The sequence below is a fragment of the Azospirillum largimobile genome, assembly GCF_977007025.2.
Map to the genome: position 1 here is coordinate 432,535 of NZ_CDRMUA020000001.1, position 25,435 is coordinate 457,969.

The window sequence follows — 25,435 nt, forward strand, 5'->3', positions numbered from 1 at the left end:
TGGGGATGATGGGAGCGCATCATGGCCGCCAATGCCTGGTTCGGACGTCGGCTGACCGGTGGCGCCATGCGCGCGGTGATCCGCGAGCATCGCCGGGCCAATGCCCGTAAACGCGCGCTGACCCGTGACGTCGCCCGCCTGATGCTGGTCGCCTCCGTCCTCGTGCTCGGCGTGCTGGCGGTGGAGATCGGGCGCAAGGCTGTCACCATCATCAGCCACGGCGCCGCCCAGAACTCGGTCGAACTCACTGGTTGAACGGGGCGGCTGAGTGGGCCAGTTGAGCGGCCGTTCAGGGCAGGACCACCACATAGCGCTTGGTCGTGGCCGCAACCACGGTCCAGCTGCCTTGGAATCCCGGCTCGATGACGAAACGGTCTCCAGCCTTCAGGGTCCAGGACCGGCCATCGTCATGGGCGACGACGCTTTCGCCCTCCAGGATCTCGCAATATTCCCACTCGTCATAGACGATGCGCCAGGAACCCGGAGTCGACCGCCAGCATCCGGCGAACCGCTTGCCGTCCGCCGACTCGTAACCGTTCCAAGTCGTGAAGACGGGTGCGCCGGACAGCACGCGGTCTGCGGCCGGGCCGCCGGTTTCGGGGGTGATGCCGTCCAGGTCGGGCAGGGGAAGCAAGGTCATCGATAGGGCTCCTCACCAGGCCGCCAACAGTGCCGGCAGTTCGCGGACCGAGTCGAGGCGGCGGTAATGGTCGTCGGGCACCTCGGCCTCTTCATGGGCCCAGGTGATGGCGTAGGGGATGTGGACGGCATGGGCGCCGGTCGCCAACACCGGCAGGATATCCGAGCGCACCGAGTTGCCGACCATCAGGAAGCGCGCCGGGTCGATGCCGTGGCGGTCCATCACCCGCCGGTAGGTCGCCGGGTCCTTCTCGCTGACGATCTCCACCGCATGGAACAGCTCGGACAGGCCGGAGCGGGCGATCTTGCTTTCCTGGTCGAACAGGTCGCCCTTGGTGATCAGGACCAGCCGATGGCGGGACGCCAGCGCCTCCACCACCTCCGCCACGCCGGGCAGCAGTTCCACCGGATGGTCCAGCATCGCCTTGCCGAAGTCGATCAGGCTCTGCAGGTCGCGGGCGGCGACGTTGCCGTCGGTGACCGCGATCGCCGTCTCGATCATCGACAGGACGAAGCCCTTGATGCCGTAGCCATAGACCCGGAGGTTGGCCCGTTCCGCCTCCAGCAGGCGGCGGTCGAGGTCGGTCGGGTCGGCGGCATGGGCCAGCAGGGCGCGGAAACGGTCCTGCGTCATCGAGAAGAGCGATTCGTTGTGCCACAGCGTGTCGTCGCCATCGAACCCGATGGTGTCGAAGGTCTGGCTGCCGGGGGTATGGATGCCGCTCATGGTACTGTCCGCAGGTTCGCTCTATTGATCCGTAAGTAAAACAATACATGGACCAAGTCAGGCTGCCTTGTCCAGGGCAGGAAGGTGCGGGGGTCCATTATTGTCCGTCCACCAAACCGTAAGTATCCGGAATGACGATTTTGCCACAGATCGGTGACATTCCATGGCGAGTTCTTCGCTGCCTGCAAAGCGGGCATGTTGCCGCCGGGGGTGGCAACATGGCTGAAAGGAGCGTAATTATATTTCCACACAAGGAGGACGTGATCGCCGACCGGCGGACCCTCCATAACAAGACATCTCAGGAATCTCCATCATGGCAACCCTTCTGCATTCGGCCGAGACCGGCCACGCCACCACCACCTTCGGTCATATCGTCGAGGTCGCCTCGAACCTGCTGGGCCTGTGGCGCCAGCGCGTCGTGACCCGCCGCGAACTGGGCTATCTGGACGACCGTATGCTCCAGGACATCGGCTTCAGCCGCCTGGATGCCGAGCGCGAGATGTCGAAGCCGTTCTGGCGCGAATGAGCGCCTGCACGCCGGCCGGCGAACGCACCGGAAAAGGCCGCTTCCGTTGATCGGAAGCGGCCTTTTTCTTTGTCGGATGCCCTGGCTGCCCAGAAGATGGGCTGCTCAAAAAATAGTCGACCCGAAAAGAAAAGCCCGCCGCCGGATCGATCCGGCAGGCGGGCTTTTTCTTGGAACAACTTCGGGAAGGGCAGGGCGCCGCCCCGCCCCCTCCTCAGATGCAGTAGTGCTGCAGCGGCGCGAAGCCGTTGAAGCAGACGGCCGAGTAGGTCGTGGTGTAGGCGCCGGTGGCATGGATGCGCACGCGGTCGCCGGCCTTCAGACCCATCGGCATCTTGTAGTCGGCACGCTCGTACAGCACGTCGGCGCTGTCGCAGGTCGGGCCGGCCAGGATCACCGCCTCGCGGTCGTCTTCCGGCTCATCGCCCAGCACCTCGATCGGGTACTGGATCGCCTCGTCCATCGTCTCGGCCAGACCGCCGAACTTGCCGATGTCCAGATAGACCCAGCGCTTGGTATCCTCGGCCGACTTGCGCGACACCAGGACCACTTCGCTCTCGATGATGCCGGCGCTGCCGACCATGCCGCGGCCGGGCTCCACGATGGTTTCCGGCAGATGGTTGCCGAAGTGATTGCGCAGCGAGTCGAAGATCGCCTGACCGTAGGCGGTGCATTCCGGCACGTCGGTGCGGTAGCGGGTGGGGAAGCCGCCGCCCAGGTTGATCATGCCGAGGTCGACGCCCAGCACCTCAAGCTCGCGGAACAGCTGCGCCACCTGGAAGATGGCGTGGTCCCACTGCATCAGGTCCTTCTGCTGCGAACCGACATGGAAGGACACGCCATAGGGCTGCACGTCCATGTCGCGGGCCTTCAGCAGCAGCTCGCGCGCCATCGTCAGGTCGCAGCCGAACTTGCGCGACAGCGGCCATTCGGCGCCCTCGCCCGAGGTCAGGATGCGGCAGAAGACGCGGGCGCCGGGGGCGGCGCGCTCGATCTTCTCCAGTTCCGGCTCGCTGTCGAAGGCGAACAGGCGGACACCCAGCTCATAGGCGCGGCGGATGTCGCCTTCCTTCTTGATGGTGTTGCCGAAGGAGATGCGCTCCGGGGTGGCGCCGGCGGCCAGCGCCATCTGGATTTCCGGGACCGAGGCGCAGTCGAAGGCGGAGCCTAGACGGGCCAGCAGGCTGAGGATTTCCGCGGCCGGGTTCGCCTTCACCGCATAGAAGATGCGGGCGTCGGGCAGGGCGTCGTGCAGATCGTTGTAGTTCTGCTCGACCACGTCCAGGTCGATGACGAGGCAAGGGGTCTGCGGGCGCTGCTCTTCGAAAAAGCGCGCAATCTTCTGGGTCATCTCAGTCTCCTGGGACGCAAGATGATGGAACGGAAAGGGTGAAGTCGGGGGGAGGGAGCGGCCGGGCGGGCCGATCAGCAACTCAAAAAGCTGATCAGGCGCTCAGGCCGCCAATACTGGATTGCCCCGTACAGAACCCTGTTCTGTCCGTATGGTCCAGGAGCGGCAGATTTCGGAGACGGGTGAGCACGCGCCCACCCACAACAACATCAACCATCGTAACCTCCAAGTCGCCGCCTTGTTTAAGGGACGGTCGGGGATCACGCGTTACGTCGTTGCATAACCACATCTCGGAGACGCCGAGGGGCGGGCCAGCGGCACGTGCGCTTGCGAGTTCGCGTTACATAGATCCAACGCGATCGATTGCAAAGTGAAAAATGCCGCGTGCCCCAAAAAAGTGGCAGACCGTTTGAGGGGTCAAAAAACCGGAGTGATTTCATGGGCTTGACTACGGTTCTGACGGTGGAGGAGATCGGGTTGCGGCTGCTGGCTGCAGCCTTTTGCGGGGCGCTGCTTGGACTTGACCGGGAAATGCGCGGCAAGGCGGCCGGGTTGCGCACGCATACGCTGATATCCATCAGCTGCGCCCTGACGACTCTGGTGGCGCTGGAGTTCTATGTCGGGCTGCATGCCAGCGGCGACGAGCGGCCGAGCGACCCGGTGCGCGTCATCCAGGGCGTGGCCCAGGCGGTCGGCTTCATCAGCGCCGGCGTCATGTTCCGCTCCGGCGACAGCGTGCGCGGGGCGACCACCGCGGCGGTGATCTGGGTGGCGGGCGGGCTGGGCATCGCCTGCGGTGCCGGCTACTACCTGCTGGCGGGGATGGCGCTGGCCCTGTCCCTGATGGTGACGATCCTGTTCACCATCCTGATGGACCGCTTCCCGGAGTTCGGCAGGGAGGATGACGAGGGCCGCAGGGCCGACGACGACCGCAAGGCGCGGGAGCGCCGCCGCGCCACCCGTCCGCCGGGCCGGGTCAGGCGGATCGCCCGCCCTGCGTCGCGGGGATGACCAGCAGCCGGTGCGCCAGCAGCGCGCCCAGCCCCACCAGCCCGATGGCTCCCATCATCGGCAGGGCGCTGCCGTCGTTCATATGGCCGACGAGGATACCGACGGCGGCGGCGATGGTCATCTGCGCGAAGCCCAGCAGGGAGGAGGCGAGCCCGGCCATGGTGGCGTAGGGGCCGACCGCGTTCGCGGTGGCGTTCGGCAGGGTCAGCCCGGTGCCCAGGATGAACAGGAAGACCGGCACGACGATGGCCAGCAGGTGCAGGACCCCGGCCAGCGCCAGCAGACCGCCCACGACCCCGCCGCCCAGCGACAGGAGCGTTCCGATGCGGATCATGCGGGCGCCGCCCAGCCGCGGCGTCAGCCGACCGGCCAGGAAGGTGCCCAGCATATAGCCCAGCACCACCGCGCCGAAGCTGGCGCCATACTGCGCCGGGGTCAGGTGCAGCCGGTCGATCAGCACGAAGGACGAGCCGGAGATGAAGGAGAAAATGCCGCTGTAGGAGAAGGCGACCACCAGCACATAGCCGACGAAGCCGCGGTTGCGCAGCAGAAGCAGATAGTTGGCGGCGAGACGGCTGGGCCTCAGCGCCTCCTCGTCGCGGTGGGCGTTGGTCTCGCCCAGCATCGACCACACCGCCGCCAGGATGCCGCAAGCGAAGACGGTCAGCAGAACGAAGTTCGCGCGCCAGCCGAACCACTCCGTCAGCACGCCTCCCAGCATCGGCCCCACCGCCGGGGCCAGCGCCATCGCCATCGACATGTAGGCCAGCACCGTCGCCGCCCGGTCGCGGCCGAAGACGTCGCGCACCACCGCCCTTGCCACCACCGGCCCGCAGCAGGCCCCCAGCGCCTGGAAGAAGCGGGCGGCGATCAGCCCCTCGATGCTGGTGGTCATGGCGCAGACCGCGCTGGCCGCCAGATAGATCGCCACCCCGACCAGCAGGGTGGGGCGCCGGCCGAACCGGTCGGACATCGGGCCATAGACCAACTGCGACACCGCGAAGCCGATCAGGAAGATCGACAGCGTCATCTGCACCGTGACGACATCGGTGTCGAACACCCGGACCAGCGTCGGCAGCGACGGCAGGTAGAGGTCGGTGGACAGCGGGCCGAAGGCGACCAGGGCGGTCAACAGGACACGGATCGGCAGGGAATCTGGACGGGGCATGGTATGGCGAGCACTGCGGCGGGGGAAGCGAGGGCGGGGCCGCACTGTATCAGACGAAACCATCTCCGCCAGTGTCGATGACGGCCCGGCGGAGCCGCCACCTCACTTCGCCGGCAGCACCATGCGGATGCAGCGCGACAGCACCGTGTTGCCGGTCATCTCGCGGTAGTTCTGGATGACGACCGGCTCGGCCGCCTTGCATTGCTCCATGCTGGCGAATTCCAGCGTGGTCGGGCCGCCCTGGTTCAGGATGAACAGCAGCATCAGAACCCGTTCCATGGCGTGCCCCTCCCGTCAGCCGCCGGCCAGAACCGCGCGGGCGGCGGCGGCATCCTGAACGATCTGGTCCTTCAGCGCGTCGAAGCTGGGGAACTTCATCTCCGGCCGCAGGAAATCGATCATCTGCACCCGCAGATGCAGGTCGTACAGGTCCAGGTCGACATCGAACAGGTGGGCTTCCAGCCGGGCAACCGTGCCGTCCACGGTGGGGCGGGCGCCGAGATTGGCGACGCCGGGCAGCCAGACGGTCTCGCCGCCGCGGTCGATGCCGGCGCGCACCGCATAGACGCCGAAGGCCGGGCGCAGATACTCGCCCAGTTCGATGTTGGCGGTGGGGAAGCCGATGGTGCGGCCGCGCTGGTCGCCGTGGACGACGCGTCCCTCGATCTCCCAGGGATGGCCCAGCACATGGGTGGCCTCGCGCGGCCGGCCGGCGACCAGCGCGTCGCGCACGCGGGTGGAGGAATAGACCCCGCCCTCCGTGTCGGACACCGGACCGACCTCGGTCACGCCGAAGCCCTGGGCGCGGCCGGCGCGCAGCAGGAAGGCCGGGTCGCCCGACCGCTTGTGCCCGAACAGGAAATCATAGCCGCAGACGACATGCCGGACGCCCAGCCCGCCGATCAGGATTTCGTCGACGAAGGCCTGCGCGGTCTTGTGGCGGAAGCCGTCGTCGAAATGGCAGACGATCAGCTGGTCGACTCCCAGCGCCTCGATATGCCGGGTCTTGACGCGGAAAGGCGTCAGGCGGAAGGGCGGGTCGTCGGGACGGAAGACGCTGCGCGGGTGCGGTTCGAAAGTGACCACGGCCGACGGCGCGCCCATCTCCGCCGCAAGGCGCTGTGCGGTGCCGATGACCGTCTGATGTCCGCGGTGCACGCCGTCGAAATTGCCGAGCGCCACGACGGCGCCCCGCTCTTCGGCCGGCAGGTCGGCGGTGTGTCTGTACAGTCGCATGCGCGCCCCGGTGCTGTGGGCGGACCCCGGCGGGTCCGCTTGCTCGGGCGTCTATATAGACCGACGCCGGCGCGGGGTAAACGCGCCGGCGGTGTCCTGGCGCCCGAAGGCAGCGCTCAGGCGTCGAAAAATCAGCCGCGGGATGGGACCATCAGCAACGCTTCGCCTTCCACGACCACGGTCTCGCCGACGGTGCAGACGGTCTTGATGACGCAGCGGCGCTTTTCCGGGATTAGTTCGGTGATGGTGGCGCGGGCGGTGACGGTGTCGCCGGCGCGGACCGGCGCCTTGAACTTCAGCGTCTGGCTCATGTAGATGCAGCCCGGCCCCGGCAGCTTGGTGCCCAGCACGGCCGAGATGAAGCCGACCGTCAGCATGCCGTGGGCGATGCGGCCCTGGAACATGGTGGTGGCGGCGTATTCCTGGTTGATGTGGACCGGGTTGGTGTCGCCGGAAATGCCTGCGAACAGGACGATGTCGGCTTCCGTCACCGTCTTGGCGAAGCTTGCCGTCATGCCGACGGACAGGTCTTCGATGCAGTAGCCTTCGGTATCCTTGCGGACCTGACGCACGTCGTCCATCGCAGCAATTCCTCTTTCTCTCGGTGCCTGTTCCGGCGTCTGACGCACTGGCGCCGCGCCGTTCGCTGCAATGCGTCATGTGCGCCGCAGCGATGGGAATGGCACCACGTCTCCTCCAAAAATGCAAAAAAATCTCTAACGTTCCGCACAAGACCGTGGCCAAAACGGCTGCTTTCCGCGGCAGGCTTCCCAGTAATGGAAGGGTGCCTTGTGCAGCCGGATTACTTCGCAATGAAGGCAGAGCGGCAGAAGCGGCGTTCAATCAACAACTTAACGAAAAATCCCACCGCCTATGGCGCTTGGCCGCCAGCGTTGGCGCGACTGTGGGGCACCACCCCGCGCCGCAGTGGCAAAGTCCGTTTCATTTCAACCGATTGACTGTTTAATGACTGTTGGTTCGGCAGCGCAATAAAAGTCAGGGGATCGGCGCGGCGAATCGGGAAATGTCTTCGCCGCGCCGCAGCATTACTTGCCCGATCCGGAGTGCGACACTGTGTCGCTGCCGGTGCCGCCACTATTGCCGCTGTTTCCCTGACTGCGGGTCTCGCGGTCCGCCACCTGCCGGTCGGGGGTGAGTTGGTCTACCTTCTCCTCCACCTTGTCGCGGGCGGTGTCGGTCGGCTGCTCCGACGGCTTGACCTCCACCGTCACCGGGGCGGTCCCGTCCTCGATCATGTCCAGCTTCTTGGCGGCGGAGCGCGACAGGTCGATCACCCGGCCGTCGACATACGGGCCGCGGTCGTTGACGATGACGTCGACGCTCTTGCCGTTCTCCTCGTTCGTGACCGTGGCCTTGGAGCCGAGCGGCAGCGTGCGCGACGCCGCGGTCGACTTGTTCTGGTTCATCGGCTCGCCGCTGGCCGTGGTGCGGCCGTGGAACTTGTGGCTGTAGAAGGACGCTTCCCCCTTGTGGACGAGGACTTCCTCGCCATCCTCATGCTCGACATGCACGGGCGGAACCTTGGCCTTCTCGTTCGCCAGAACCGGGACCGCGGTCCCGCTCAGGGTCGTGGCGGCAAGCGCCAGGACGATGTTTCGCATTGTCTTCATCGGTACACCTCCAACCGCGCACCAACGCCCTGCAAGGAAAAGAGTTCCATCGCAGACCATAAGCAAGACATCGCTACTATTTCCGGTTTCGAATATCTTGACGAATTCGGAGTGGGTGGTCCGCATGGGCGCTCTTCCGGTTCTCATCACAACGCTCGGGGGAGAAAGCATGGCCGACGATTCCGCTTGGACTGTACCCGGAGGAATGCCGGACCTGAGCCATGTGGAGATGCGGTCTGTCGCGATGGGTGATGGAGTGCGGTTGCGGGTCGCCGTCTGGCCGAAGCCGGAGCGGGTCCGCGGCACTGCGCTGGTGCTGACCGGCCGCGCCGAGTTCATCGAGAAATATGCGGAGACCGCGAGCGCATTGACGGCCCGCGGCTTTCGCGTGGTGGCGGTCGACTGGCGCAACCAGGGCCTGTCGGACCGGCCGCTGGGCAACCGGCAAATCCACCACCTGACGGATTTCGCGCTGCTGGTCGACGACCTCGACTGCGTTTACCGGCAGGTGGCGGCGCCCGTCGCCGCGGAGACCGGCGGGCCGCTGATCCTGCTGGCGCATTCCATGGGCGGCCTCGTGGCGACGCTGGCGCTGGCCCGCCATGCCGGCGACGATCCCGGCCGCTATGCCGCCGTGCTGCTGGCGGCGCCGATGTACGCCATCCATACCGGACCGCTGCCGCGCCGGCTGGCTCGGGCGCTGGCCTCCCTGGGTCTCGCCTGCGGATGCGGCGCCCGCTATGCGCTGTGGCAGGGCGACTACGACCCGGCGGAGGGCATCTTCCGGCCGGACAACAAGATCACCACCGATCCCCGGCGCTACGCCGCCTTCCACACCCCCTATGCCGAGCGGCCGGAACTGCGCGTCGGCGGCGTCAGCTTCGCCTGGGTGGCGGCGGCGCTGGATGCGGAGGATGCGCTGCGCCATGGCGGTCTGCCGCTGGAGCGGGTGCGCACGCCGGTCCTGCTGCTGAGCGCGCCCGACGACCGGGTGGTCCGGGCGGAGCTTCACCGCATGGTGGCCGCCCGGCTCGGCAACGCCCATCTTGTCGAGTATCCCGGGGCGAAGCACGAGCTGCTGATGGAATGCGACGCCATCCGCGACCGGGTGTGGGCGGACATCGACGACTTCCTCGACAGGACCCTCGATCTGGCGACCGGCCACAAGACACTTGCGCAGTCCGGCGGCTCTGTCGTCGGATAGGCGCCTTCAGGACCAGAGGTGCCCCTCAGCATGACCGATTTCTGGACGGCGTCCGGCTTCCACCTGTTGACCCGCGACGCCGACAACCATCTGGCGGTGACGCCCGATTTCCTGCGCGCCTATCTGCTCCGGCCCGAGATGCGCCCGCCGGAGGAGGCCTGCGACGCCGAGCGCACGCTGCATGCCGCCTTGCTGGACGATCCGGCGCGGACGGTACCCGCTCCGCTGCTCGACGCCATCGCCGATCCGGATGCGCGGGAAAACTTCCAGGTCTGGCTGGCCTTCCGCGACCGGCTGCTGGCCGCCGGGACGCTGGAGGGCTGCTACATCCGCCTGTTCCGCGAGGGCGCCCGCGGCGTGCCGGGCCTGTTCATCGACCAGCTGGTGCATGCCATCCTGCGCGGCATCCTGGACGAGACCCCGTCGGGCCTGCGCGCCCGTGCCGGCGAGCTGTTCTTCCGCGAGCAGACGGTGTCGGTCGACGACGGCCGCGTCCGCGTCGCCGATGCCGAGACGGTGGAGACCATGGCGGCGTCCGGCGGCTTCGGCTCGCTGGGCCGACTGGTGGTGGAGGCCGGAACCGCTCCCCGCAGCGTCGATCTGGACATCCTGGACGAGACCAACCACCCGCTCTATTGGGGCCGCGACGCCCGGCACGACACCGTGCTGGACATCACCTTCGCTGCCGCCGGTCTGGACGCGCTGGCCCGTGTGCTGGAGGCCTGGGTTGGGCATTTCCTCGGCGTGACGGTCAGCATCCAGCCGGTGCAGAACATCCGCGACGACCGCTGGGTATGGCATGTCGGGCTCGACAGCGCCGCCACGGCGATCCTCAACGACCTCTACAACGGGGTGGAGGTGGGGGAGGACAGGCTGGCCCGCATCCTCGCCCTGTTCCGCCTGGACTTCGCCGACCCCGCCGCCATGCGCCCCGACCTCGCCGGCCGGCCGGTCTATCTGGGGTTGGCGATGACGGAAGGGCGGCGGCTGAAGCTGAAGCCGCAGAATTTGCTGGTGAACCTGCCGCTGGCCTCGGTGGCGTGAGGGGCGAAGTTAGACCCCCACCTATCCTCCCCCACTGGGTGGGGGAGGGACTGCCGCCACTCGCCCGCATAAGCACTTACTCCCTCCCCCGCCCAGCTCTCGCACAAAGCTTGGCTTTGTGCTGACGCGGCAGGCGGACCATAGGTCCGCTGAGAGCGGGGGAGGGTTGGGGTGGGGGCATTCGAAGCCGACGCCCCACCGTCACTCACCCCCCCAGCAAAGCCCCCACCGGCTTCAGCGGCTCGTGCGCGTCGAACAGGATCTTCAGGATCGCCAGGATCGGCACGGCCAGCAGCGCGCCGGGTATGCCCCACAGCCAGCCCCAGAACAGGATCGACACGAACACCGCGATGGGGTTCAGCGACAGCCGCCGGCCGACGATCATCGGGGTCAGGAAGTTGCCCTCGATCGTGGTCAGCGCCACGAAGGACAGGGGCGGCAGCAGGATGGTGCCGAGCCCGTCGAAGGTCAGGACCGACACCAGGAACAGGACGCCGGTCATCACCGCCGGGCCGATGAAGGGGATGTAGTTGGCCACCGCCACCAGCACCCCCCACAGGGCCGGGTTGGGCAGCCCCCACATCCACATGACCAGACCGGTGGCGACGCCCAGCACCACGTTGATCAGGGTGATGGTCAGCAGATAGGCGGCGATGTTCTGCTGCAGCGTCGCCGCGACCATGGCGTAATGCACGCGGTCGTCGACGTTGCGCATGGTGCCGATCAGCGCCTCCAGCGAATGGCGGCCTCTCGCCAGGAAGAAATACAGCAGGACCTGCAGGATCACGACATTGACGATCACCGCTTCGACCTGGCTGATCGCCTGTTCCATCAGCGACGGACCGCGCAGCACCACCTCGCGCACCGGACCACCTTCGTTGCCGGACTCCTTGGCGATCTCCTCGATCTGGCGCGAGGCCTCGCGGGCCCGTTCGATGCCGGCACGGATGTCGCCCAGCTTGAACTCCAGCTCGTGCAGGACGCGCGGCATGCGGTTCACCCATTCCGCCGCCGGAGCCGACAGGGTGTAGATCGCCAGCAGCACGCTGCCGAACAGCATGATCACCATGATGGCGGCGCCGATTCCTTCCGGAATGCCGACCCGGTAGAGTGCGCGGACCAGCGGCCGCAGCAGGAAGCTGAGGATCAGCGCCAGCATGATCGGCAGCAGGACTTCGCGTCCGAAATACAGCGCGAACAGCACGGCGATCACGAACAGGCCGACGGCGGCGATGGTCAGCGGATCGCGGCGGTGGCCGGGCGGGGGCAGGGGCTCGGTCACCGGCTCCGGCGTGCCGGGAAGCGGGGCCTCGGGCGCGGGGGGAAATGCGGGGGAAGCCGAGGCGAGCGGGCTGCGGTCTGTCATCGCGGTGGCCGGACCTCCGAAGGACGGCGCTTGACGGTGGCGCCGGACCCTCCGATCTAGGGGAGTGTTTTTCCGGGCCGCGCATCCTGCGGTCCCGCCCGTCCTTGCCGGAGACCCAGTCGCGATGCGCAGCCCGTTTCCCCTGATGAACGTTTCCGCCGGCCTTTTGGTTCTGGGCCTGCTGACAGCCGGGCTCCCGCTCCGTTCCGCGGCGGCGGACGAGGTGGTCGGCCGCTTCTCCAATGACTGGACCGGCAACGGGCTTCAGGTGCAGGCGATCGAGGATCCCGGTGTGAAGGGCGTCACCTGCCATCTGGTCGATTTCGACCGCAGCCTGATCGACCGGCTGAGCAAGGGCAACTGGTTCGAAGACCCGTCCAACGCCTCCATCGCCTGCCGCCAGACCGGGCCGGTCACCGTCGGCGACATCGAGCTGTCGCAGAAGGGGGAGGAGGTCTTCTCCGAACGGAAGAGCCTGATTTTCAAGTCGATCGCCATCCGTCGCATCTACGACCGGCCGAACGACACGCTGGTTTATGTGGTGTACAGCCGGCAGGTGAAGGACGCATCCGCCAAGATGTCGATCTCGACCGTGCCCCTGTTCAGCGCCAACGCCACCTGGACGAAGGGCAAGCCGCCGGCGAAGTGAGCGGGCCGGCCAGACCTCGAAAGTCCGGCTTCATCCCACGATCCGGCCCAGACGCACCGCCGTCTGGCCGGACTTCACCCGGCGGGCGGGCATGATCAGGACGCAGTCGTCATAGGGGGTCAGGATGGCGCGGCCGTCGTCCCAGCCGATGACGGTTCCGGCGCGGCCGATCACCTCCATGCCGACGAAGGGGGCGGTGAAGCGGAAGCGCTCGCTGGCGGCGGTGACGGCGTCGGTGACCTCGACCACCCGCTGCGGATCGGTGCGCGGGCGCAGGCGCGGGCCGTTTGCCGCCCGGCCGATCATGTCTGGATCGATCATCTCCAGGCCGAGCAGCAGGCGCAGGCAGCTTTCCAGCGCGACCGTCGCGGTCTCGGTCCGCCAATGCTGGCCGCATTCGACCAGGATCGCGGTGCGCGACCCCTCCGCCTCGGCGAAGCTGCCGTAATCAATCAGCCGCTTTCCCCCGGCATGCCCGCCGTCCGCCACCACCCAGGCCGGATAGCCGAGGCCGAGCGCCAGGTCGCGCCCGCGCGTGGTCCGGCCGCACAGGGTCAGCGGCGCCGTGTCGGCGGTCATGGAATGGAGGTCGAGCAGCAGGTCCGCCGATTCGTAGACCGGGCGCAGCACGCGGGCGCGCCGCAGCTCCACGCTGTCGCGCCGGCCGTCGAGATGGTCGGGCGACCACAACCGGTTGAAGTCCTCGTCCAGATAGCGCGAGGCGTAGGGGTTCTGGCGGTCGAAGGTGGCGTAGGCCGCGGTGTTGGCGAAAACGAAGGTCAGCCGTCCGCGCCGTGGCCGCAGCCCCATCCGCAGCAGCGCATCCAGCGCGATGGCGCCGCCCAGCTCGTTGCCGTGGACGAGCGCGTTCAGCACCACATGCGGCCCGGGCTCCTCCGCCGACAGGCTGGTGACATGGTCGATGCCGGTGTTGCCGCGCCGGTAGGGCGCGATGTCCGGCGGCGAGAGTTCGACGGGAGCGAAGAGGGGGTCGGTCAAGCGGCAGGCTCGCCAGCGGTGGGGCGCTCCGCTCAGTATGGCGAACCATGCGACTCCGCGCCAGTCCGGGGCGGGCCGGCGGCGTGGTTTTTTCGGCTGATGCGGGCGGCGCAATGTTGCGGCGGCATGGCAGGATCGTGACAGATTGCCGTCGACTGTGGCTTGACGCTTGGGTTATAGGATCCGCCGGATCCGTTTCATCGGATTCTCCGGATCAATGAAATCGGCGGTCGAGCTTGCGGTTATCACTGTGCTGGCGTCTGGTCGGGGCGGGTCGATGAGCTTCGTGATCGATGACGTTCTTGTCCGCAACGACCCGGTGGGCCATCGCCTGCCGGTCCTGTTCGATTCGCCGCACAGCGGCAGCGTCTATCCCGCCGATTTCCGGGTGGTCTGCCCGCATCCCCTGCTGCGCCAGGGCGAGGACACCCATGTGGAGGAGCTGTTCGCGGCGGCTCCCGACCATGGCGCCACCCTGCTGTGCGCCTTGTTCCCCCGCACCTGCATCGACGTGAACCGCGCGGTGGACGACATCGACCCGGCGCTGATCGACGGCGACTGGCCGGTGCCGCTCCGCCCGACCCTGCGCAGCACGCTGGGCATGGGGCTGATCCGCAGCATGCTGCGGCCGGGTGTGCCGCTCTATGACGGGAAGCTGCCGGCCGCGGCGGTGGCCGACCGCATCGACCGCTATTACCGTCCCTACCACGCGCAGATGCGGCTGGCGCTGGACGGGCTGGCGGAGCGGTTCGGCACGGTCTGGCACGTCAACTGCCATTCCATGCCGTCGTCGCTGCGTCCGGACGGGCGCGACCCGCTGGCAGCGGATTTCGTGATCGGCGACCGCGACGGCACCACCAGCGAGGCGGGATTCGTCCATCTGGTGGCGCAGACCCTGCGCGGCTTCGGCTACCGCGTGGCGATCAACGATCCGTACAAGGGCGTGGAACTGCTGGCGCGTTACGGCGATCCGTCACGCGGCCGCCATTCGATCCAGCTGGAGATCAACCGGCGCCTCTACATGAACGAGGAGACGCTGGAGCGCCATGACGGCTTTACCCGGCTGAAGGGCGACATCGACCTGCTGATCGGCCGGATCGCCGACTATGCCGGCCAGCGCATCCTGCGCCGCGCAGCGGAATAGGCCGCCCGCCGCCCCTGGTCGGGCGGCGGGTCCGCAGGACGGGACGGCCCCTCCGATCAGGCTTGCGTCACCTGCTGGCGCGCGACGTCCAGGAACTGGGCCATCTGCTTTTCCACCCGGTGGTCGGAGATGTCGACTCCACGGGCGTGCAGGTCGGCGCACAGCTTGTCCCGGATGTCGTGCGGTCCGAGCGTGGCGATGTCGGTGTCCACGATCTCGCGGGCGTAGGCTTCCGCCTCCGCCCCGGTCAGCCCCATCAGGTCGGCAGCCCATTCGCCGGCCAGCCGGTCGCGCCGTGCGCGGATGCGGAAGAGCAGATCCTCGTCGTGTTGGAACTTGGTCTCGAAGGCCTTTTCGCGGTCGTCGAAGGTCGTCATGATGACCTGCGCTCCTTTATTGGTTTCACTCCCATTTACGAGGATTATATAGCCGGGAAACGGTCGCCGTCACCGTTCCGCCGCGTCGCAGCCCCGGATATTCTGCAGAGTTTCCTACAGGCGGCGGGATACCCCCGGCCCCCCACGACAAGACGCAACAGCAGACAGGGCAAGGCATGTGCAGCGTGATTCTCCTGCGGCGACCCGACGCAACCTGGCCGCTGGTCGTCGCCGGGAACCGTGACGAGATGGCGGGGCGGCCCTGGCTGCCGCCGGCCCGCCATTGGCCCGACCGGCCCAACGTGGTCGCCGGGCTGGACGAACTGGCCGGCGGCTCCTGGATGGGGCTGAACGACGAAGGCGTGGTGGCGGTCATCCTGAACCGCTTCGGCACGCTGGGGCCGGAGGCCGGCAAGCGGTCGCGCGGCGAACTGGTGCTGGATGCGCTCGACCATGCCGACGCGGCCGATGCGGCGCGCAGCTTCGCCCATCTCGACATCCGCGCCTACCGTCCGTTCAACCTGGTGATCGCCGACAACCGCGACGCCTTCCTGGTGGTCCACCGCGGCGCCAACCCGCGCCACCGGCCGGAGGTGTCGTCGATCCCCGCCGGCGTCCACATGCTGACCGCCTTCGAACTGGACGATCCGCAGGACCCGCGCACCGCCTTCTATCGTCCGCTGTTCGAGCATGCCACGCCGCCGGCCATCGACGCCCCCGATGCGGAGTCCTTCGCCTGGGGAGGCTGGCCCGAGCTTATGGGCAGCCGCATCTGGGAGGGCACGCCGGACGAGCGCGGCGCCATGGATTTCCAGCTGCCCAGCGGCTTCGGCACCTCGTCCAGTTCGCTGCTGGCGGTGCCGCGGGTGGAGCGGCCGGACCTGAATCCCATCTGGCACTTCGCCCCCGGCCGTCCGCATGCCGTGCCCTATGCGCCGGTGGAGCTGTAAAGCGGCAGCCGCACAATCCTGTCCTCCGGCCCCCGTCGTTGTGTTCGTGCACCCGGCTTGCTATATCACTGGGGCACATTCCTGGGCCGGCAAGCTCGCTTGACCGGTCCTTACGTATTTGGACGAACACGCGATGACACGACGCCGGCGCATCTACGAAGGCAAGGCCAAGGTACTCTTCGAAGGGCCGGAGCCGGGCACCCTGGTGCAGTACTTCAAGGACGACGCCACCGCCTTCAACAACCAGAAGAAGGGCGTCATCACCGGCAAGGGGGTGCTGAACAACCGCATCTCCGAATATCTGATGAGCCGGCTGTCCGAGATCGGCGTGCCCACGCATTTCATGCGCCGCCTGAACATGCGCGAGCAGCTGGTGCGCGAGGTGGAGATCATCCCGATCGAGGTCGTCGTTCGCAACGTCGCCGCCGGCAGCCTGTCGCGCCGCTTCGGCATTCCCGAAGGCACGCCGCTGCCGCGCTCCATCATCGAATATTACTACAAGTCGGACGAGCTGAGCGACCCGATGGTCTCGGAAGAGCACATCACCGCCTTCGGCTGGGCGGCGCCGCAGGATCTCGACGACATGGTCGCGCTGTCCTTGCGCGTGAACGACTATCTGTCCGGCCTCTTCCTCGGCATCGGGCTCAAGCTGGTGGACTTCAAGCTGGAGTTCGGCCGCCTGTGGGAGAACGAGGAGATGCGGATCGTCCTGGCGGACGAGATCAGCCCCGACAACTGCCGCCTGTGGGACGTCAAGACCAACGAGAAGCTGGACAAGGACCGGTTCCGCCAGGATCTGGGCCGTGTCGAGGAAGCCTATCAGGAGGTCGCGCGGCGCCTCGGCATCCTGCCGGAAGGCGGGCCGAGCGACGTCAAGGGCCCCAAGACCATTCAGTAGTCAGCAACCACCCCTCCACCAACACCGTAAAGCGAGCGGACATCCGATGAAGGCCAAGGTTCACGTCACCCTCAAGCGCGGCGTTCTCGACCCCCAGGGCAAGGCCATTGCGCACGCGCTGCACACGCTGGGCTTCGACGGCGTCGAGGACGTCCGCGCCGGCAAGGTGATCGAGCTGCAGCTCAAGAGCACCGACGAGGCAACCGCCCGCAAAGAGGTCGAGGCGATGTGCAGCAAGCTGCTCGCCAACACCGTGATCGAGGACTACGCCATCGAGCTGGTGGCCTGAGCCACGGCTTGCGGGATGTGGAGTGCGGCCGATGAGCGTCGAGCATGAACGCTGAGCATCTGGCCGCGCTCGACCCCATTTTCGCCGAATGCGTGCGCGTCGGCGGCCCGGTGATCCGTGATTTCACCCGGCCGACCGGCTTCGTCGGCCTGCTGCGCATGGTGATGGAGCAGCAGCTCTCCACCAAGGTGGCGCTGGCGCTGTGGGCCAAGCTGCAGGACCGGCTGGGCGGCGCCGTCACGCCCGACGCCATCCTGGCGCTGGACGACGAGACGTTGCGCGCCTGCGGTTTTTCCCGCCAGAAGATCGGCTATGCCCGCGGCCTCGCCGAGGCGGTGGCGAGCGGACGGCTCGATTTCGACATCATCCATGACCTGCCGGACGAGGAGGCGATTGCCCAACTCGTCGCGCTGAAGGGTATCGGCCGCTGGAGCGCCGAGGTCTATCTGATGACCACGCTCGACCGGCCGGACATCTGGCCGATCGGCGACCTGGCGATCCAGCTGGGCGTCCAGCGCCTGAAGGGCTGGGCGGACAAGCCGACGGCGAAGCAGTTGAGCGAGGTGGCGGAGCCCTGGCGGCCCTACCGCTCGCTGGCGGCGCGGCTGGTCTGGCACCATTACGTGGCGTTGCAGGAGCAGGCGAGGGCGGCGAGGGTTGGGCGCCGGTTGCCCCCTCCCTAACCCTCCCCCGCTTCGCGGGAGAGGGAACTGCCGCTGCACTCCTGCAAAGCTCCTGCCCCCTCCACCGCGCTAGCGGGGGAGGGATGGGGAGGGGGCATCGTCAGCCAACCCCTCACCCCACCAGCACCGGCAACCGCCACCCCGCCAGCGCGATCTCCACCGGCAGCCGCGCCAGCACGTCGCCATCTCCCTGCACCGCGTCGGCGAACAGCCCGTCCCCTGCCGGCCCTTCGATGCGCACGCGCTTCGGCGTCACCACGCGATACTCCGGGAAGCGTGTCAGCCGTCCGGCGGTGACGCCCCAGACATAGCGCAACGCGTTCAGCCGCCCGCCGCGTGGGAACAGGCAGACATGCAGTTCCGGCTCCGTCAACCGCGCATCGGGCGCGCAGATGAAGCGGCCGCCGTAGAAATGCCCCTTGGCGACGATGACCGACGCCACCTCCTGCGGTTCGCCGTCATCCAGCGTCACCCGATAGCGGTGATCCGGCCGGGTCGCCAGCTGCACCAGCGTCTCCGCCACATAGGCGCCCTTGCCGATCAGCCGCTTCACCCGCGGGTCGACCCGCTCCACCACCCGCGCGTCCAGCCCGACCCCGGCCATCAGCGAGAACACCCGCCCGTTCGCCAGCGCCGGCCAGATCATCGTCCGCCGCCCGCCGGCGATCGCCGCGGCGATGCGCTCCGCATCCATGCCCAGGCCCAGCTCGGCGGCCAGCACGTTGGCGGTGCCCATCGGCACGATGCCGAGCGGCAGTGGCCGGGGTCCCGCGGCGTGGATCGCCAGCCCGTTGATGACCTCGTTGATGGTGCCGTCTCCGCCGGCCGCCACCACCGCATCGACGCTGTCTGGATCGGCCTCGCGGGCGAAGGCCTCGGCATCGCCGCGCTTGCCCGTCGGCTTGACGGCGACGCTCACCCCGCGTGCCTCCAGCCGGGAGACCACCGCGCGCAGCCGCCGCGCCCGCCGTCCACCGGCAGTCGGGTTGTGGATCACCAGCAGCCGCCGCACAGCGAGCGCCGCATCGTCTCCGCCGCCCGCGCCAACCGCCGGGCTCTCGTCCATCAGCACCGTGTCGCGCACCGATTCGCTCTCCCTGAACGGCGCACGGGGCGCCTTCTGTTGCAGAACCATGAAGGGCAGGCGGCGGTTCCATTGCAGTAAAACTGCCGATCCGTGACGAAAGCCCAAATCACTGTGACGAATAGGTGCAGGCGTTCCAAATCGTTGTCAAGGTGTGGTGCTTTCCTTTATACGGCAGTTGTCTTGATGGCCACCGGCCATGGCGACGACGGAGCGGATGATGGACGCCGTCCCAGCGGTCAAGCGCTACCGCAGCATTTGGATATCCGACGTTCATCTTGGAACGCGCGGCTGTCAGGCGGAGCTGCTTCTCGATTTCCTGAAGCACACCGAATCGGATCACCTGTTCCTGGTCGGCGACATCGTCGACGGCTGGCGGCTGAAGAAAAGCTGGTACTGGCCCCAGGCGCACAATGACGTGGTGCAGAAGATCATGCGCCGCGCCCGCAAGGGGGTGGAGGTCTATTACATCCCCGGCAACCATGACGAGGCGGCGCGCGACTATGTCGGCCTTCAGTTCGGCGGCGTGCATGTGGTCGATGAATGGGTCCACACCACCGCCGACGGCCGGCGCCTGCTGATCACCCATGGCGACAAGTTCGACGCGGTGGTGCGCTATGCCAAGTGGCTCGCCCTGCTGGGCGACCACGCCTACGTCACGCTGCTGCACGTCAACACCCTGTTCAACTGGGTGCGGCGGCGGCTGGGCTTCAACTATTGGTCGCTATCGGCCTACCTGAAGCACAAGGCCAAGACCGCGGTCGAGTTCATCGGCAAGTACGAACAGGCGCTGGGCGACGAAGCCCGCCGCCGCAAGGTCGACGGCGTCGTCTGCGGCCACATCCACACCGCCGAGATGCGCGATATCGAAGGAATCCTCTATTGCAACGACGGCGATTGGGTCGAGTCCTGTACCGCCTTGGTCGAGCACGACAGCGGCGCGCTGGAGATCATCCACTGGACGGAGGTCATGGCGCAGCGAATGCCAACCCCTGGTCCCAGTGTGGGCAAGGTGACGGCGAAGGAACGGGAAGCGGCGTGAACATCCTGATCGTCAGCGACGCCTGGCACCCGCAGGTGAACGGCGTCGTGCGCACCATCGGCACCGTCCGCGACGAGTTGGAGGCGATGGGACACAGCGTCGAGGTGATCGGTCCCGACCGCTTCCGCACCCTGCCGATGCCGACCTACCCGGAGATCCGGCTGGCGCTGGGGGCGAAGCGGCGATTGTGGGCGATGATCGACGGCATGCGGCCCGACTGCATCCACATCGCCACCGAAGGGCCGCTGGGCTTTGCCGCCCGATCCTATTGCCTGAAGCATGGCAAGCCCTTCACCACCGCCTACCACACGCGCTTTCCCGAATATGTCCGCGACCGCGCGCCGATCCCGCTGGCGCTGTCCTATGCGGTGGTCCGCCGCTTCCACAAGCCGTCCTCGGCGGTGATGGTGGCGACCCAGACCATCGAGGACGCGCTGACGCACCGTGGTTTCGTCAACATCCGCCGCTGGACCCGCGGCGTCGATACCGAACTGTTCCGGCCCCGCGCCAAGGGCTTCCTCGATCTGCCGCGGCCGGTGTCGATGTATGTCGGCCGCGTCGCGGTGGAAAAGAACCTGGAGGATTTCCTGCGCCTCGACCTGCCCGGCACCAAGGTGGTGGTCGGCGACGGCCCGGCGCGGGAAGAGCTGCAGCGCAAATACCCCGGCGTTCATTGGGTCGGCGCCAAGCATGGCGAGGATCTGGCGAAGCACTACGCCGCCGCCGACGTCTTCGTCTTCCCGTCGCGCACCGACACCTTCGGGCTGGTCCTGCTGGAGGCGCTGGCATCCGGCGTGCCGGTGGCCGCCTACCCGGTGCCGGGACCGCTGGACGTGGTCGACGGCTCCGGCGCCGGCTGCCTGGACGTGGATCTGAAGCGGGCGGTGGAAGGCGCGCTGGCGATCCCGGCGCAGATCTGCCGGGACTATGCGCTGGGCTATTCCTGGCGCCGCTCGGCCGAACAGTTCCTGTCCAACCTGCGGCCGTTCACGTAGAGGCGTCAGATCAGCGGGGGCGGCGCTTCACGGTGCCGCCCCCCGCCGTTTGTCTTGAGGCGCTGGCGCAGCAGCAGACGCGTCCGCGTCCGCGCGTCGTCCACCATGGGCACGATGGCCAGCAGCACCAGGAATGCGGCCAGCGGTACCGTCGTGACATAGCCCACATGTTTGAACCCGGCGGCCCCCGCCACCCCGCCCAGGCAGAAGGCGCCGAGCAGACCCACCAGCAGGCCCAGCCGCGGCCAGTTGGTGCGCACCGGCTGGTAGCGCGCCGACTCTGTGCCGAGGTTGATGTAGACCAGCTTGCCCAGTTCGATGCCGATGTCGGTGACGATGCCGGTCATGTGGGTGGTGCGGATCTCCGCATTGGAGATCTTGGTGACGATGGCGTTCTGCAGTCCCATGATGAAGCACAGCAGCAGAACCGTCACCGGGACGAACAGCGCCCGATGCTCGTCCAGGCTGTGGCCCAGCAGCCCGAAGCCCAGCAGCAGCAGCGCCTCCCAGAACAGCGGGTAGGCATAGACGCTGTGCATCCGGTTGTGCCGCCCCCAGTTGATCAGGATGGTGGAATAGGCCGCCCCCGACACGAAGGCCGCCACCGACGCCATCCCCGCCGCAACCGCCACGAGGTTTCCCAGCACCAGATTGTCGGCGATGGACGAGACGATGCCGGTCATGTGCGAGGTGTATTGCAGCACCGCCAGCAACCCGCCCGCATTGATCGCCCCGGCGACGAAGGCCAGCGACACGCCGAGATGGACGTTGGCCCGTCTGGTTCGCTTGCTCTCCGAGATCGCACGGAGATATGAGACCGGCATGCATCACCGCGAGGCGGGGGATTTGCATCAGGATAGCCGAGGGACGGGGTAGGGGACAATGCGACGGGATGGACTTTCCCGTCTTGCGAAACCTTCCCTTGGCGATGGTCCCGCGCCATGGTTCCATTCGGCTCTCCCACATTGGCGTGAGGTTTGCGCTCATGAGCCCCGAATTCCTCATCACCTCCCTGATCGTCGTCGCCTCGCCCGGCACCGGGGTGCTGCTCACGCTCGCGGCGGGGTTGTCGCAGGGCGCGCGGGCCAGTGCGATCACGGCGTTCGGCTGCACGCTGGGGATCGTGCCGCACATGGCTGCCGCCGTGCTCGGGCTGGCTGCGCTGCTGCACACCAGCGCCGTGGCGTTCCACGGGCTGAAGATCCTGGGCGTGCTCTATCTGCTCTACATGGCCTGGGCGACGCTGAAGGAGCAGGGGGCGCTCAGCGTCCAGGCGGAGACCGTGCGGCACCCGGCCGGGCGGATGATCCTGCGGGCGGTGCTGGTCAATGTGCTGAATCCGAAGCTGTCGATCTTCTTCCTGGCCTTCCTGCCGCAATTCGTCAGCGACGCCGATCCGCAGCCGGTCGCCCGCATGCTGGAACTCAGCGGCGTCTTCATGGCGCTGACCTTCGCGGTCTTCGTCGTCTACGGCCTGTTCGCCGCCGCGGTGCGCGATCAGGTGGTCTCCCGCCCGCGGGTGTTGGCCTGGATGCGCCGCAGCTTCGCCGCCGCCTTCGCCGCGCTGGGGGCCAAGCTGGCGCTGGCGGAGCGGTGAGCGCGAGCTTCCGGGCGCTTCTGGAACATTCATCGCGGACGTGTTCCACCATGTTCCGAAGTCACCGGCTGAGACCGGCAGCCCGCCGGTATTCTTCCTTGGCGGGCAACCGGATGGAAACATCCCTTGCCGGTTGAGATCGCTTTACAGGGTCGGGCGCTCATGCTAGCCCACATGGCGAGAAACACTCTCGGAATCCACAACCGAGGACCTTGCTATGGCCCGCCGTTCGACCGTCGCCTCCACCCGTCCGGACCGTGCTCCGGGCCGGCAGTCCGCATCGCGGGGCCTGCTCGCCGTCCTGCCATTGGTGGCCGCGGTTTCCGGCTGCGCCTCCTTCGAGGGCTATCCGGAGCGTCTGCCGGCCGAGCCGGTGGTGGTGGAGCAGGGGAGTGCCGCCGCGATTCTCGGCTGTGCCGACGAGACCTGCCGCAACACCAGGGTCGCGGCACGCATGTACGCCATCGACACCAACTTCTCGGAGTTCGAGCAGAAGCTGTTCCAGCAGATGCGCGAGGCGGGCTTCTCCACCGACGTGCTGACGCTGGGCGTCACCTCGGCCGGTGCGGCCAGCGGCGGTGCGGCAGCCAGCGTGCTGTCGGCGATCGGCGCCGGGATCACCGGCAGCCGCGCCGCGTTCGAGAAGGAGGTGCTGGGCGACAAGGCGCTGCCGGCCATTCACTCCTCCATGCGCGCCAACCGCGCCCATGTGCGCGCCCGCATCCTGACCGGTCTGTCGAAGCCGCTGAAGGACTATCCGCCCGGCATCGCGCTGACCGACCTTGAGGATTATTATTCCAGCGGAACGGTGCTGAGCGCCCTGATCGGCATCACCCAGCGCGCCGCCACCGCCGCGCACGAGGCCGAACAGCAACTCGTCAGCATCTCCGGCTTCGCCTCCACCGATGCCGCCAATTTTCTCTACGGCTATGCCGTCGCCGATGGGCTGTCGGATGCGGAGAAGCGCGACCGGTTGAACCGCATCGCCGCCCAGTACAAGGCGCAGGGGGTCGACACCCGCGGCATTGCCGCCATCAGCCTGATCCGCAACCCGGCACTCGCCGGCCAGACCGCCGCGGTGGCCCGCGGCTTCGGCTGGAAGGGCTGAGGCTTCACGCACGAAAAGCCATTGTTTCAACACTGGATGGAGGGACCGACATGGTTGTGAATTCCGACCTGAGCGAAGAGCAGGCCGATCAGATCATCGAAACGACGATGCTCGAATATCCCGCCGCCGTGACTGCGAAGACGAAGCAGAAGAACGGGCTTTGGACGGTCGTCTACAGGGTCGACGGACAAGCGGACATTGTCGTTGCCGACAATCCCACGGAGCAGGACTCCGACGGACTGCAGGAAGCCTGACCGTCCGGCTTGGGCCGGGCCGATGGCGCGCGGCTGCCCGTCGCACCGGCCCCTGTTACGGAATGCGTGCCGCGTGCTAAGGTGCCGCCGGGCGCGCTGCCGGTGTTCCGTATCAGGGGGACCGGCAACGCGCCCGTTGTCGTCCGTCTCCTGTTCCGGGCCTTGATGCTGCAATCCCTTTACCGTGGCCTGACGACCGTCGCCGGGCCGGCGGTGCGCCTCTATCTCGACCGCCGCCGCGCCGCGGGCAAGGAAGACCCCGTGCGTCAGGCGGAGCGGTTCGGCACGCCCTCGCGCCCGCGGCCGGCCGGACCGCTGCTGTGGATCCATGCGGCCAGCGTCGGCGAGGCGAATTCGGTCCTGGTCCTGATCGGCCGGCTTCTGGACGACGCGCCCGACCTGACCGTGCTGATGACCACCGGCACCGTCACCTCGGCCGAACTCATGGGACGGCGGCTGCCGGAGCGGGCGATCCATCAATATGTGCCGGTCGATCTGCCGAGTGCCGTCGACCGTTTCCTCGACCACTGGCGCCCCGACGCGGTGCTGTGGACGGAATCGGAGATCTGGCCGAACCTGCTGGCCGGCATCCGTGCCCGCTCCATTCCCGCCGCCCTGGTCAACGCCCGCATGTCGGAGCGCAGCTTCGCCCGCTGGCGCAATGCGCCGGGCTTCGTCGGCGGCCTGTTGTCGACCTTCCAGATCACGCTGGCCCAGACCGAAGGCGATGCGGAGCGGCTGCGCCGGCTGGGCGCCGCGGGAGTCGCCAGCGTCGGCAACCTGAAATTCTCCGCCGAGCCGCCGCCCGCCGCCGCCGATGCGATGGAGCCGTTGCGCGCCGCACTGGACGGCCGGCCGGTCTGGCTGCTCGCCAGTTCCCATTCGGGGGAGGAGGAGATCGCGGCGACCGTCCATGCGGCGCTGGCTCCCGCTCTGCCCGGCCTGCTGACCATCATCGTCCCCCGCCATGCCCATCGCGGCGAGGCCGTTGCCGAGCTGATGCGGGCGAGCGGACTGCCGGTGCTGCGGCGGACGGATCGCCACCTGCTGCCGGGGCCGGAGCATGCCGTCTATGTCGCCGACACGATGGGCGAGCTGGGACTGTTCTACCGCGCGGCGCCGGTGGTGTGCATGGGCGGCTCCTTCATCCCCCATGGCGGACAGAACCCGGTGGAGCCGGCGCAGCTGGGATGCGCGGTGCTCTACGGCCCGCACATGTTCAATTTCGGCGAGATCACCCACATGCTGGAGGCTGCCGGCGGCGCGCTGCCGGTCGCGGACGGCGACGCGCTGGCCCGCGAGATCCGGCGGCTGCTGACCGACGAGCGAGCGCGCGACCGCATCGTCGCGGGCGCCGCGCGGGTGACGGCGGACAACCGGCGGATCATCGACCGCGCGCTTGCGGCGCTGTCCCCGGTGCTGGGCACCGCCGGCATCCCGACCGCCGCCTGAGGGATGAGGGT

General features: G+C 67.7%; 30 protein-coding genes. 17 read left to right on the plus strand and 13 right to left on the minus strand.

From position 1 onward, the window contains the following. Positions 1–21 precede the first annotated feature (21 nt). Complete coding sequence (locus ACWPKK_RS02065; RefSeq protein ID WP_310114868.1) at positions 22–255, plus strand: hypothetical protein; 234 nt, start codon at positions 22–24, stop codon at positions 253–255. 34 nt (positions 256–289) lie between these two features. On the opposite strand, the gene ACWPKK_RS02070 is transcribed toward ACWPKK_RS02065, so the two are convergent. Beyond that, a complete protein-coding gene (locus tag ACWPKK_RS02070) occupies positions 290–640 on the minus strand; it encodes a cupin domain-containing protein (protein WP_324871654.1) in 351 nt (116 codons plus the stop codon). Positions 641–652: 12 nt separating this feature from the next. Beyond that, a complete protein-coding gene (locus ACWPKK_RS02075; protein ID WP_452000713.1) occupies positions 653–1,366 on the minus strand; it encodes an HAD family hydrolase in 714 nt (237 codons plus the stop codon). Positions 1,367–1,679: 313 nt separating this feature from the next. Here ACWPKK_RS02075 and ACWPKK_RS02080 point away from each other — a divergent pair, with 313 nt between their 5' ends. Next, on the plus strand, positions 1,680–1,892 hold the full coding sequence (locus ACWPKK_RS02080) for a DUF1127 domain-containing protein (RefSeq protein WP_324871652.1): 213 nt from the start codon (positions 1,680–1,682) through the stop codon (positions 1,890–1,892). Between the two features lie 214 nt (positions 1,893–2,106). Here ACWPKK_RS02080 and ACWPKK_RS02085 read toward each other — a convergent pair whose 3' ends face one another. Continuing rightward, the gene (locus ACWPKK_RS02085) at positions 2,107–3,243 is read right to left on the minus strand and encodes a type III PLP-dependent enzyme (protein WP_324871651.1); all 1,137 of its coding nucleotides are present in this window, start codon (positions 3,241–3,243) and stop codon (positions 2,107–2,109) included. Between the two features lie 438 nt (positions 3,244–3,681). Here ACWPKK_RS02085 and ACWPKK_RS02090 point away from each other — a divergent pair, with 438 nt between their 5' ends. Continuing rightward, positions 3,682–4,254, plus strand: coding sequence for an MgtC/SapB family protein (locus tag ACWPKK_RS02090; protein ID WP_452000715.1), 573 nt, complete (start codon positions 3,682–3,684; stop codon positions 4,252–4,254). Here ACWPKK_RS02090 and ACWPKK_RS02095 read toward each other — a convergent pair. The 5 genes from ACWPKK_RS02095 to ACWPKK_RS02115 all read right to left on the minus strand — a co-directional run bounded on the left by ACWPKK_RS02095 (position 4,220) and on the right by ACWPKK_RS02115 (position 8,289). Further along, positions 4,220–5,422, minus strand: coding sequence for a multidrug effflux MFS transporter (locus tag ACWPKK_RS02095; protein WP_324871649.1), 1,203 nt, complete (start codon positions 5,420–5,422; stop codon positions 4,220–4,222). The genes ACWPKK_RS02090 and ACWPKK_RS02095 overlap by 35 nt on opposite strands. Positions 5,423–5,524: 102 nt before the next feature. Next, complete coding sequence (locus ACWPKK_RS02100; protein ID WP_167562457.1) at positions 5,525–5,701, minus strand: hypothetical protein; 177 nt, start codon at positions 5,699–5,701, stop codon at positions 5,525–5,527. Between the two features lie 15 nt (positions 5,702–5,716). Beyond that, on the minus strand, positions 5,717–6,658 hold the full coding sequence (locus ACWPKK_RS02105; protein ID WP_324871648.1) for a bifunctional riboflavin kinase/FAD synthetase: 942 nt from the start codon (positions 6,656–6,658) through the stop codon (positions 5,717–5,719). Positions 6,659–6,789: 131 nt separating this feature from the next. After that, positions 6,790–7,239, minus strand: a complete 450-nt coding sequence (locus tag ACWPKK_RS02110) for a MaoC family dehydratase (RefSeq protein WP_012973248.1) — start codon at positions 7,237–7,239, stop codon at positions 6,790–6,792. A 465-nt stretch (positions 7,240–7,704) separates the two neighbouring features. Beyond that, the gene (locus ACWPKK_RS02115) at positions 7,705–8,289 is read right to left on the minus strand and encodes a septal ring lytic transglycosylase RlpA family protein (protein WP_452000718.1); all 585 of its coding nucleotides are present in this window, start codon (positions 8,287–8,289) and stop codon (positions 7,705–7,707) included. A gap of 169 nt (positions 8,290–8,458) precedes the next feature. Between ACWPKK_RS02115 and ACWPKK_RS02120 the strand changes: the two genes are divergently transcribed. Together ACWPKK_RS02120 and ACWPKK_RS02125 are read left to right on the plus strand one after the other, a co-directional pair. Beyond that, entirely contained in the window at positions 8,459–9,493 is a 1,035-nt protein-coding gene (locus tag ACWPKK_RS02120; RefSeq protein WP_452000720.1) for an alpha/beta hydrolase, read from the plus strand. A 30-nt stretch (positions 9,494–9,523) separates the two neighbouring features. Further along, positions 9,524–10,537, plus strand: a complete 1,014-nt coding sequence (locus ACWPKK_RS02125; protein WP_452000722.1) for a DUF6352 family protein — start codon at positions 9,524–9,526, stop codon at positions 10,535–10,537. Positions 10,538–10,742: 205 nt separating this feature from the next. Here ACWPKK_RS02125 and ACWPKK_RS02130 read toward each other — a convergent pair whose 3' ends face one another. Continuing rightward, positions 10,743–11,819: an AI-2E family transporter gene (locus ACWPKK_RS02130; RefSeq protein WP_452000724.1), complete on the minus strand. Its 1,077-nt coding sequence runs from the start codon at positions 11,817–11,819 to the stop codon at positions 10,743–10,745. A 208-nt stretch (positions 11,820–12,027) separates the two neighbouring features. Between ACWPKK_RS02130 and ACWPKK_RS02135 the strand changes: the two genes are divergently transcribed. After that, on the plus strand, positions 12,028–12,552 hold the full coding sequence (locus tag ACWPKK_RS02135) for a CreA family protein (protein ID WP_452000726.1): 525 nt from the start codon (positions 12,028–12,030) through the stop codon (positions 12,550–12,552). A 30-nt stretch (positions 12,553–12,582) separates the two neighbouring features. On the opposite strand, the gene ACWPKK_RS02140 is transcribed toward ACWPKK_RS02135, so the two are convergent. Further along, entirely contained in the window at positions 12,583–13,551 is a 969-nt protein-coding gene (locus tag ACWPKK_RS02140; protein ID WP_452000727.1) for a succinylglutamate desuccinylase, read from the minus strand. Between the two features lie 277 nt (positions 13,552–13,828). Between ACWPKK_RS02140 and ACWPKK_RS02145 the strand changes: the two genes are divergently transcribed. After that, positions 13,829–14,695, plus strand: coding sequence for an N-formylglutamate amidohydrolase (locus ACWPKK_RS02145; protein ID WP_452000729.1), 867 nt, complete (start codon positions 13,829–13,831; stop codon positions 14,693–14,695). A 56-nt stretch (positions 14,696–14,751) separates the two neighbouring features. On the opposite strand, the gene ACWPKK_RS02150 is transcribed toward ACWPKK_RS02145, so the two are convergent. Further along, on the minus strand, positions 14,752–15,072 hold the full coding sequence (locus ACWPKK_RS02150; RefSeq protein WP_149225466.1) for a DUF1476 domain-containing protein: 321 nt from the start codon (positions 15,070–15,072) through the stop codon (positions 14,752–14,754). A gap of 176 nt (positions 15,073–15,248) precedes the next feature. On the opposite strand from ACWPKK_RS02150, the gene ACWPKK_RS02155 reads away from it, so the two are divergent. The 4 genes from ACWPKK_RS02155 (at position 15,249) to ACWPKK_RS02170 (ending at position 17,892) form a co-directional block, all read left to right on the plus strand. Continuing rightward, positions 15,249–16,022 carry an NRDE family protein gene (locus ACWPKK_RS02155; RefSeq protein WP_452000731.1) on the plus strand — a complete coding sequence of 258 codons (774 nt, stop codon included), beginning with the start codon at positions 15,249–15,251 and terminating at the stop codon, positions 16,020–16,022. 133 nt (positions 16,023–16,155) lie between these two features. Continuing rightward, positions 16,156–16,920, plus strand: a complete 765-nt coding sequence (gene purC / locus ACWPKK_RS02160) for a phosphoribosylaminoimidazolesuccinocarboxamide synthase (protein WP_324865445.1) — start codon at positions 16,156–16,158, stop codon at positions 16,918–16,920. Between the two features lie 46 nt (positions 16,921–16,966). Next, on the plus strand, positions 16,967–17,209 hold the full coding sequence (gene purS, locus ACWPKK_RS02165) for a phosphoribosylformylglycinamidine synthase subunit PurS (protein ID WP_014246942.1): 243 nt from the start codon (positions 16,967–16,969) through the stop codon (positions 17,207–17,209). 44 nt (positions 17,210–17,253) lie between these two features. Continuing rightward, positions 17,254–17,892 carry a DNA-3-methyladenine glycosylase family protein gene (locus ACWPKK_RS02170; protein WP_452000732.1) on the plus strand — a complete coding sequence of 213 codons (639 nt, stop codon included), beginning with the start codon at positions 17,254–17,256 and terminating at the stop codon, positions 17,890–17,892. 112 nt (positions 17,893–18,004) lie between these two features. On the opposite strand, the gene ACWPKK_RS02175 is transcribed toward ACWPKK_RS02170, so the two are convergent. Continuing rightward, positions 18,005–18,976, minus strand: a complete 972-nt coding sequence (locus ACWPKK_RS02175; RefSeq protein WP_452000734.1) for a diacylglycerol/lipid kinase family protein — start codon at positions 18,974–18,976, stop codon at positions 18,005–18,007. 199 nt (positions 18,977–19,175) lie between these two features. On the opposite strand from ACWPKK_RS02175, the gene ACWPKK_RS02180 reads away from it, so the two are divergent. Then, complete coding sequence (locus ACWPKK_RS02180; protein WP_324865434.1) at positions 19,176–20,018, plus strand: UDP-2,3-diacylglucosamine diphosphatase; 843 nt, start codon at positions 19,176–19,178, stop codon at positions 20,016–20,018. Further along, the gene (locus tag ACWPKK_RS02185) at positions 20,015–21,013 is read left to right on the plus strand and encodes a glycosyltransferase family 4 protein (protein ID WP_452000736.1); all 999 of its coding nucleotides are present in this window, start codon (positions 20,015–20,017) and stop codon (positions 21,011–21,013) included. The genes ACWPKK_RS02180 and ACWPKK_RS02185 overlap by 4 nt, the downstream gene beginning before the upstream one ends. 5 nt (positions 21,014–21,018) lie before the next feature. On the opposite strand, the gene ACWPKK_RS02190 is transcribed toward ACWPKK_RS02185, so the two are convergent. Further along, positions 21,019–21,837 (minus strand): YoaK family protein, encoded by an 819-nt coding sequence (locus tag ACWPKK_RS02190; protein WP_452000738.1) that lies wholly within the window; start codon positions 21,835–21,837, stop codon positions 21,019–21,021. 161 nt (positions 21,838–21,998) lie between these two features. Here ACWPKK_RS02190 and ACWPKK_RS02195 point away from each other — a divergent pair, with 161 nt between their 5' ends. The 4 genes from ACWPKK_RS02195 (at position 21,999) to ACWPKK_RS02210 (ending at position 25,424) form a co-directional block, all read left to right on the plus strand. Continuing rightward, positions 21,999–22,610: a LysE family translocator gene (locus tag ACWPKK_RS02195; protein ID WP_452000740.1), complete on the plus strand. Its 612-nt coding sequence runs from the start codon at positions 21,999–22,001 to the stop codon at positions 22,608–22,610. Positions 22,611–22,827: 217 nt separating this feature from the next. Beyond that, a complete protein-coding gene (locus ACWPKK_RS02200) occupies positions 22,828–23,718 on the plus strand; it encodes a hypothetical protein (RefSeq protein WP_452000742.1) in 891 nt (296 codons plus the stop codon). A gap of 50 nt (positions 23,719–23,768) precedes the next feature. Beyond that, entirely contained in the window at positions 23,769–23,972 is a 204-nt protein-coding gene (locus tag ACWPKK_RS02205; protein ID WP_452000743.1) for a hypothetical protein, read from the plus strand. Positions 23,973–24,137: 165 nt separating this feature from the next. After that, positions 24,138–25,424: a 3-deoxy-D-manno-octulosonic acid transferase gene (locus tag ACWPKK_RS02210; RefSeq protein WP_452004698.1), complete on the plus strand. Its 1,287-nt coding sequence runs from the start codon at positions 24,138–24,140 to the stop codon at positions 25,422–25,424. The last annotated feature ends 11 nt before the right edge of the window (positions 25,425–25,435 follow it).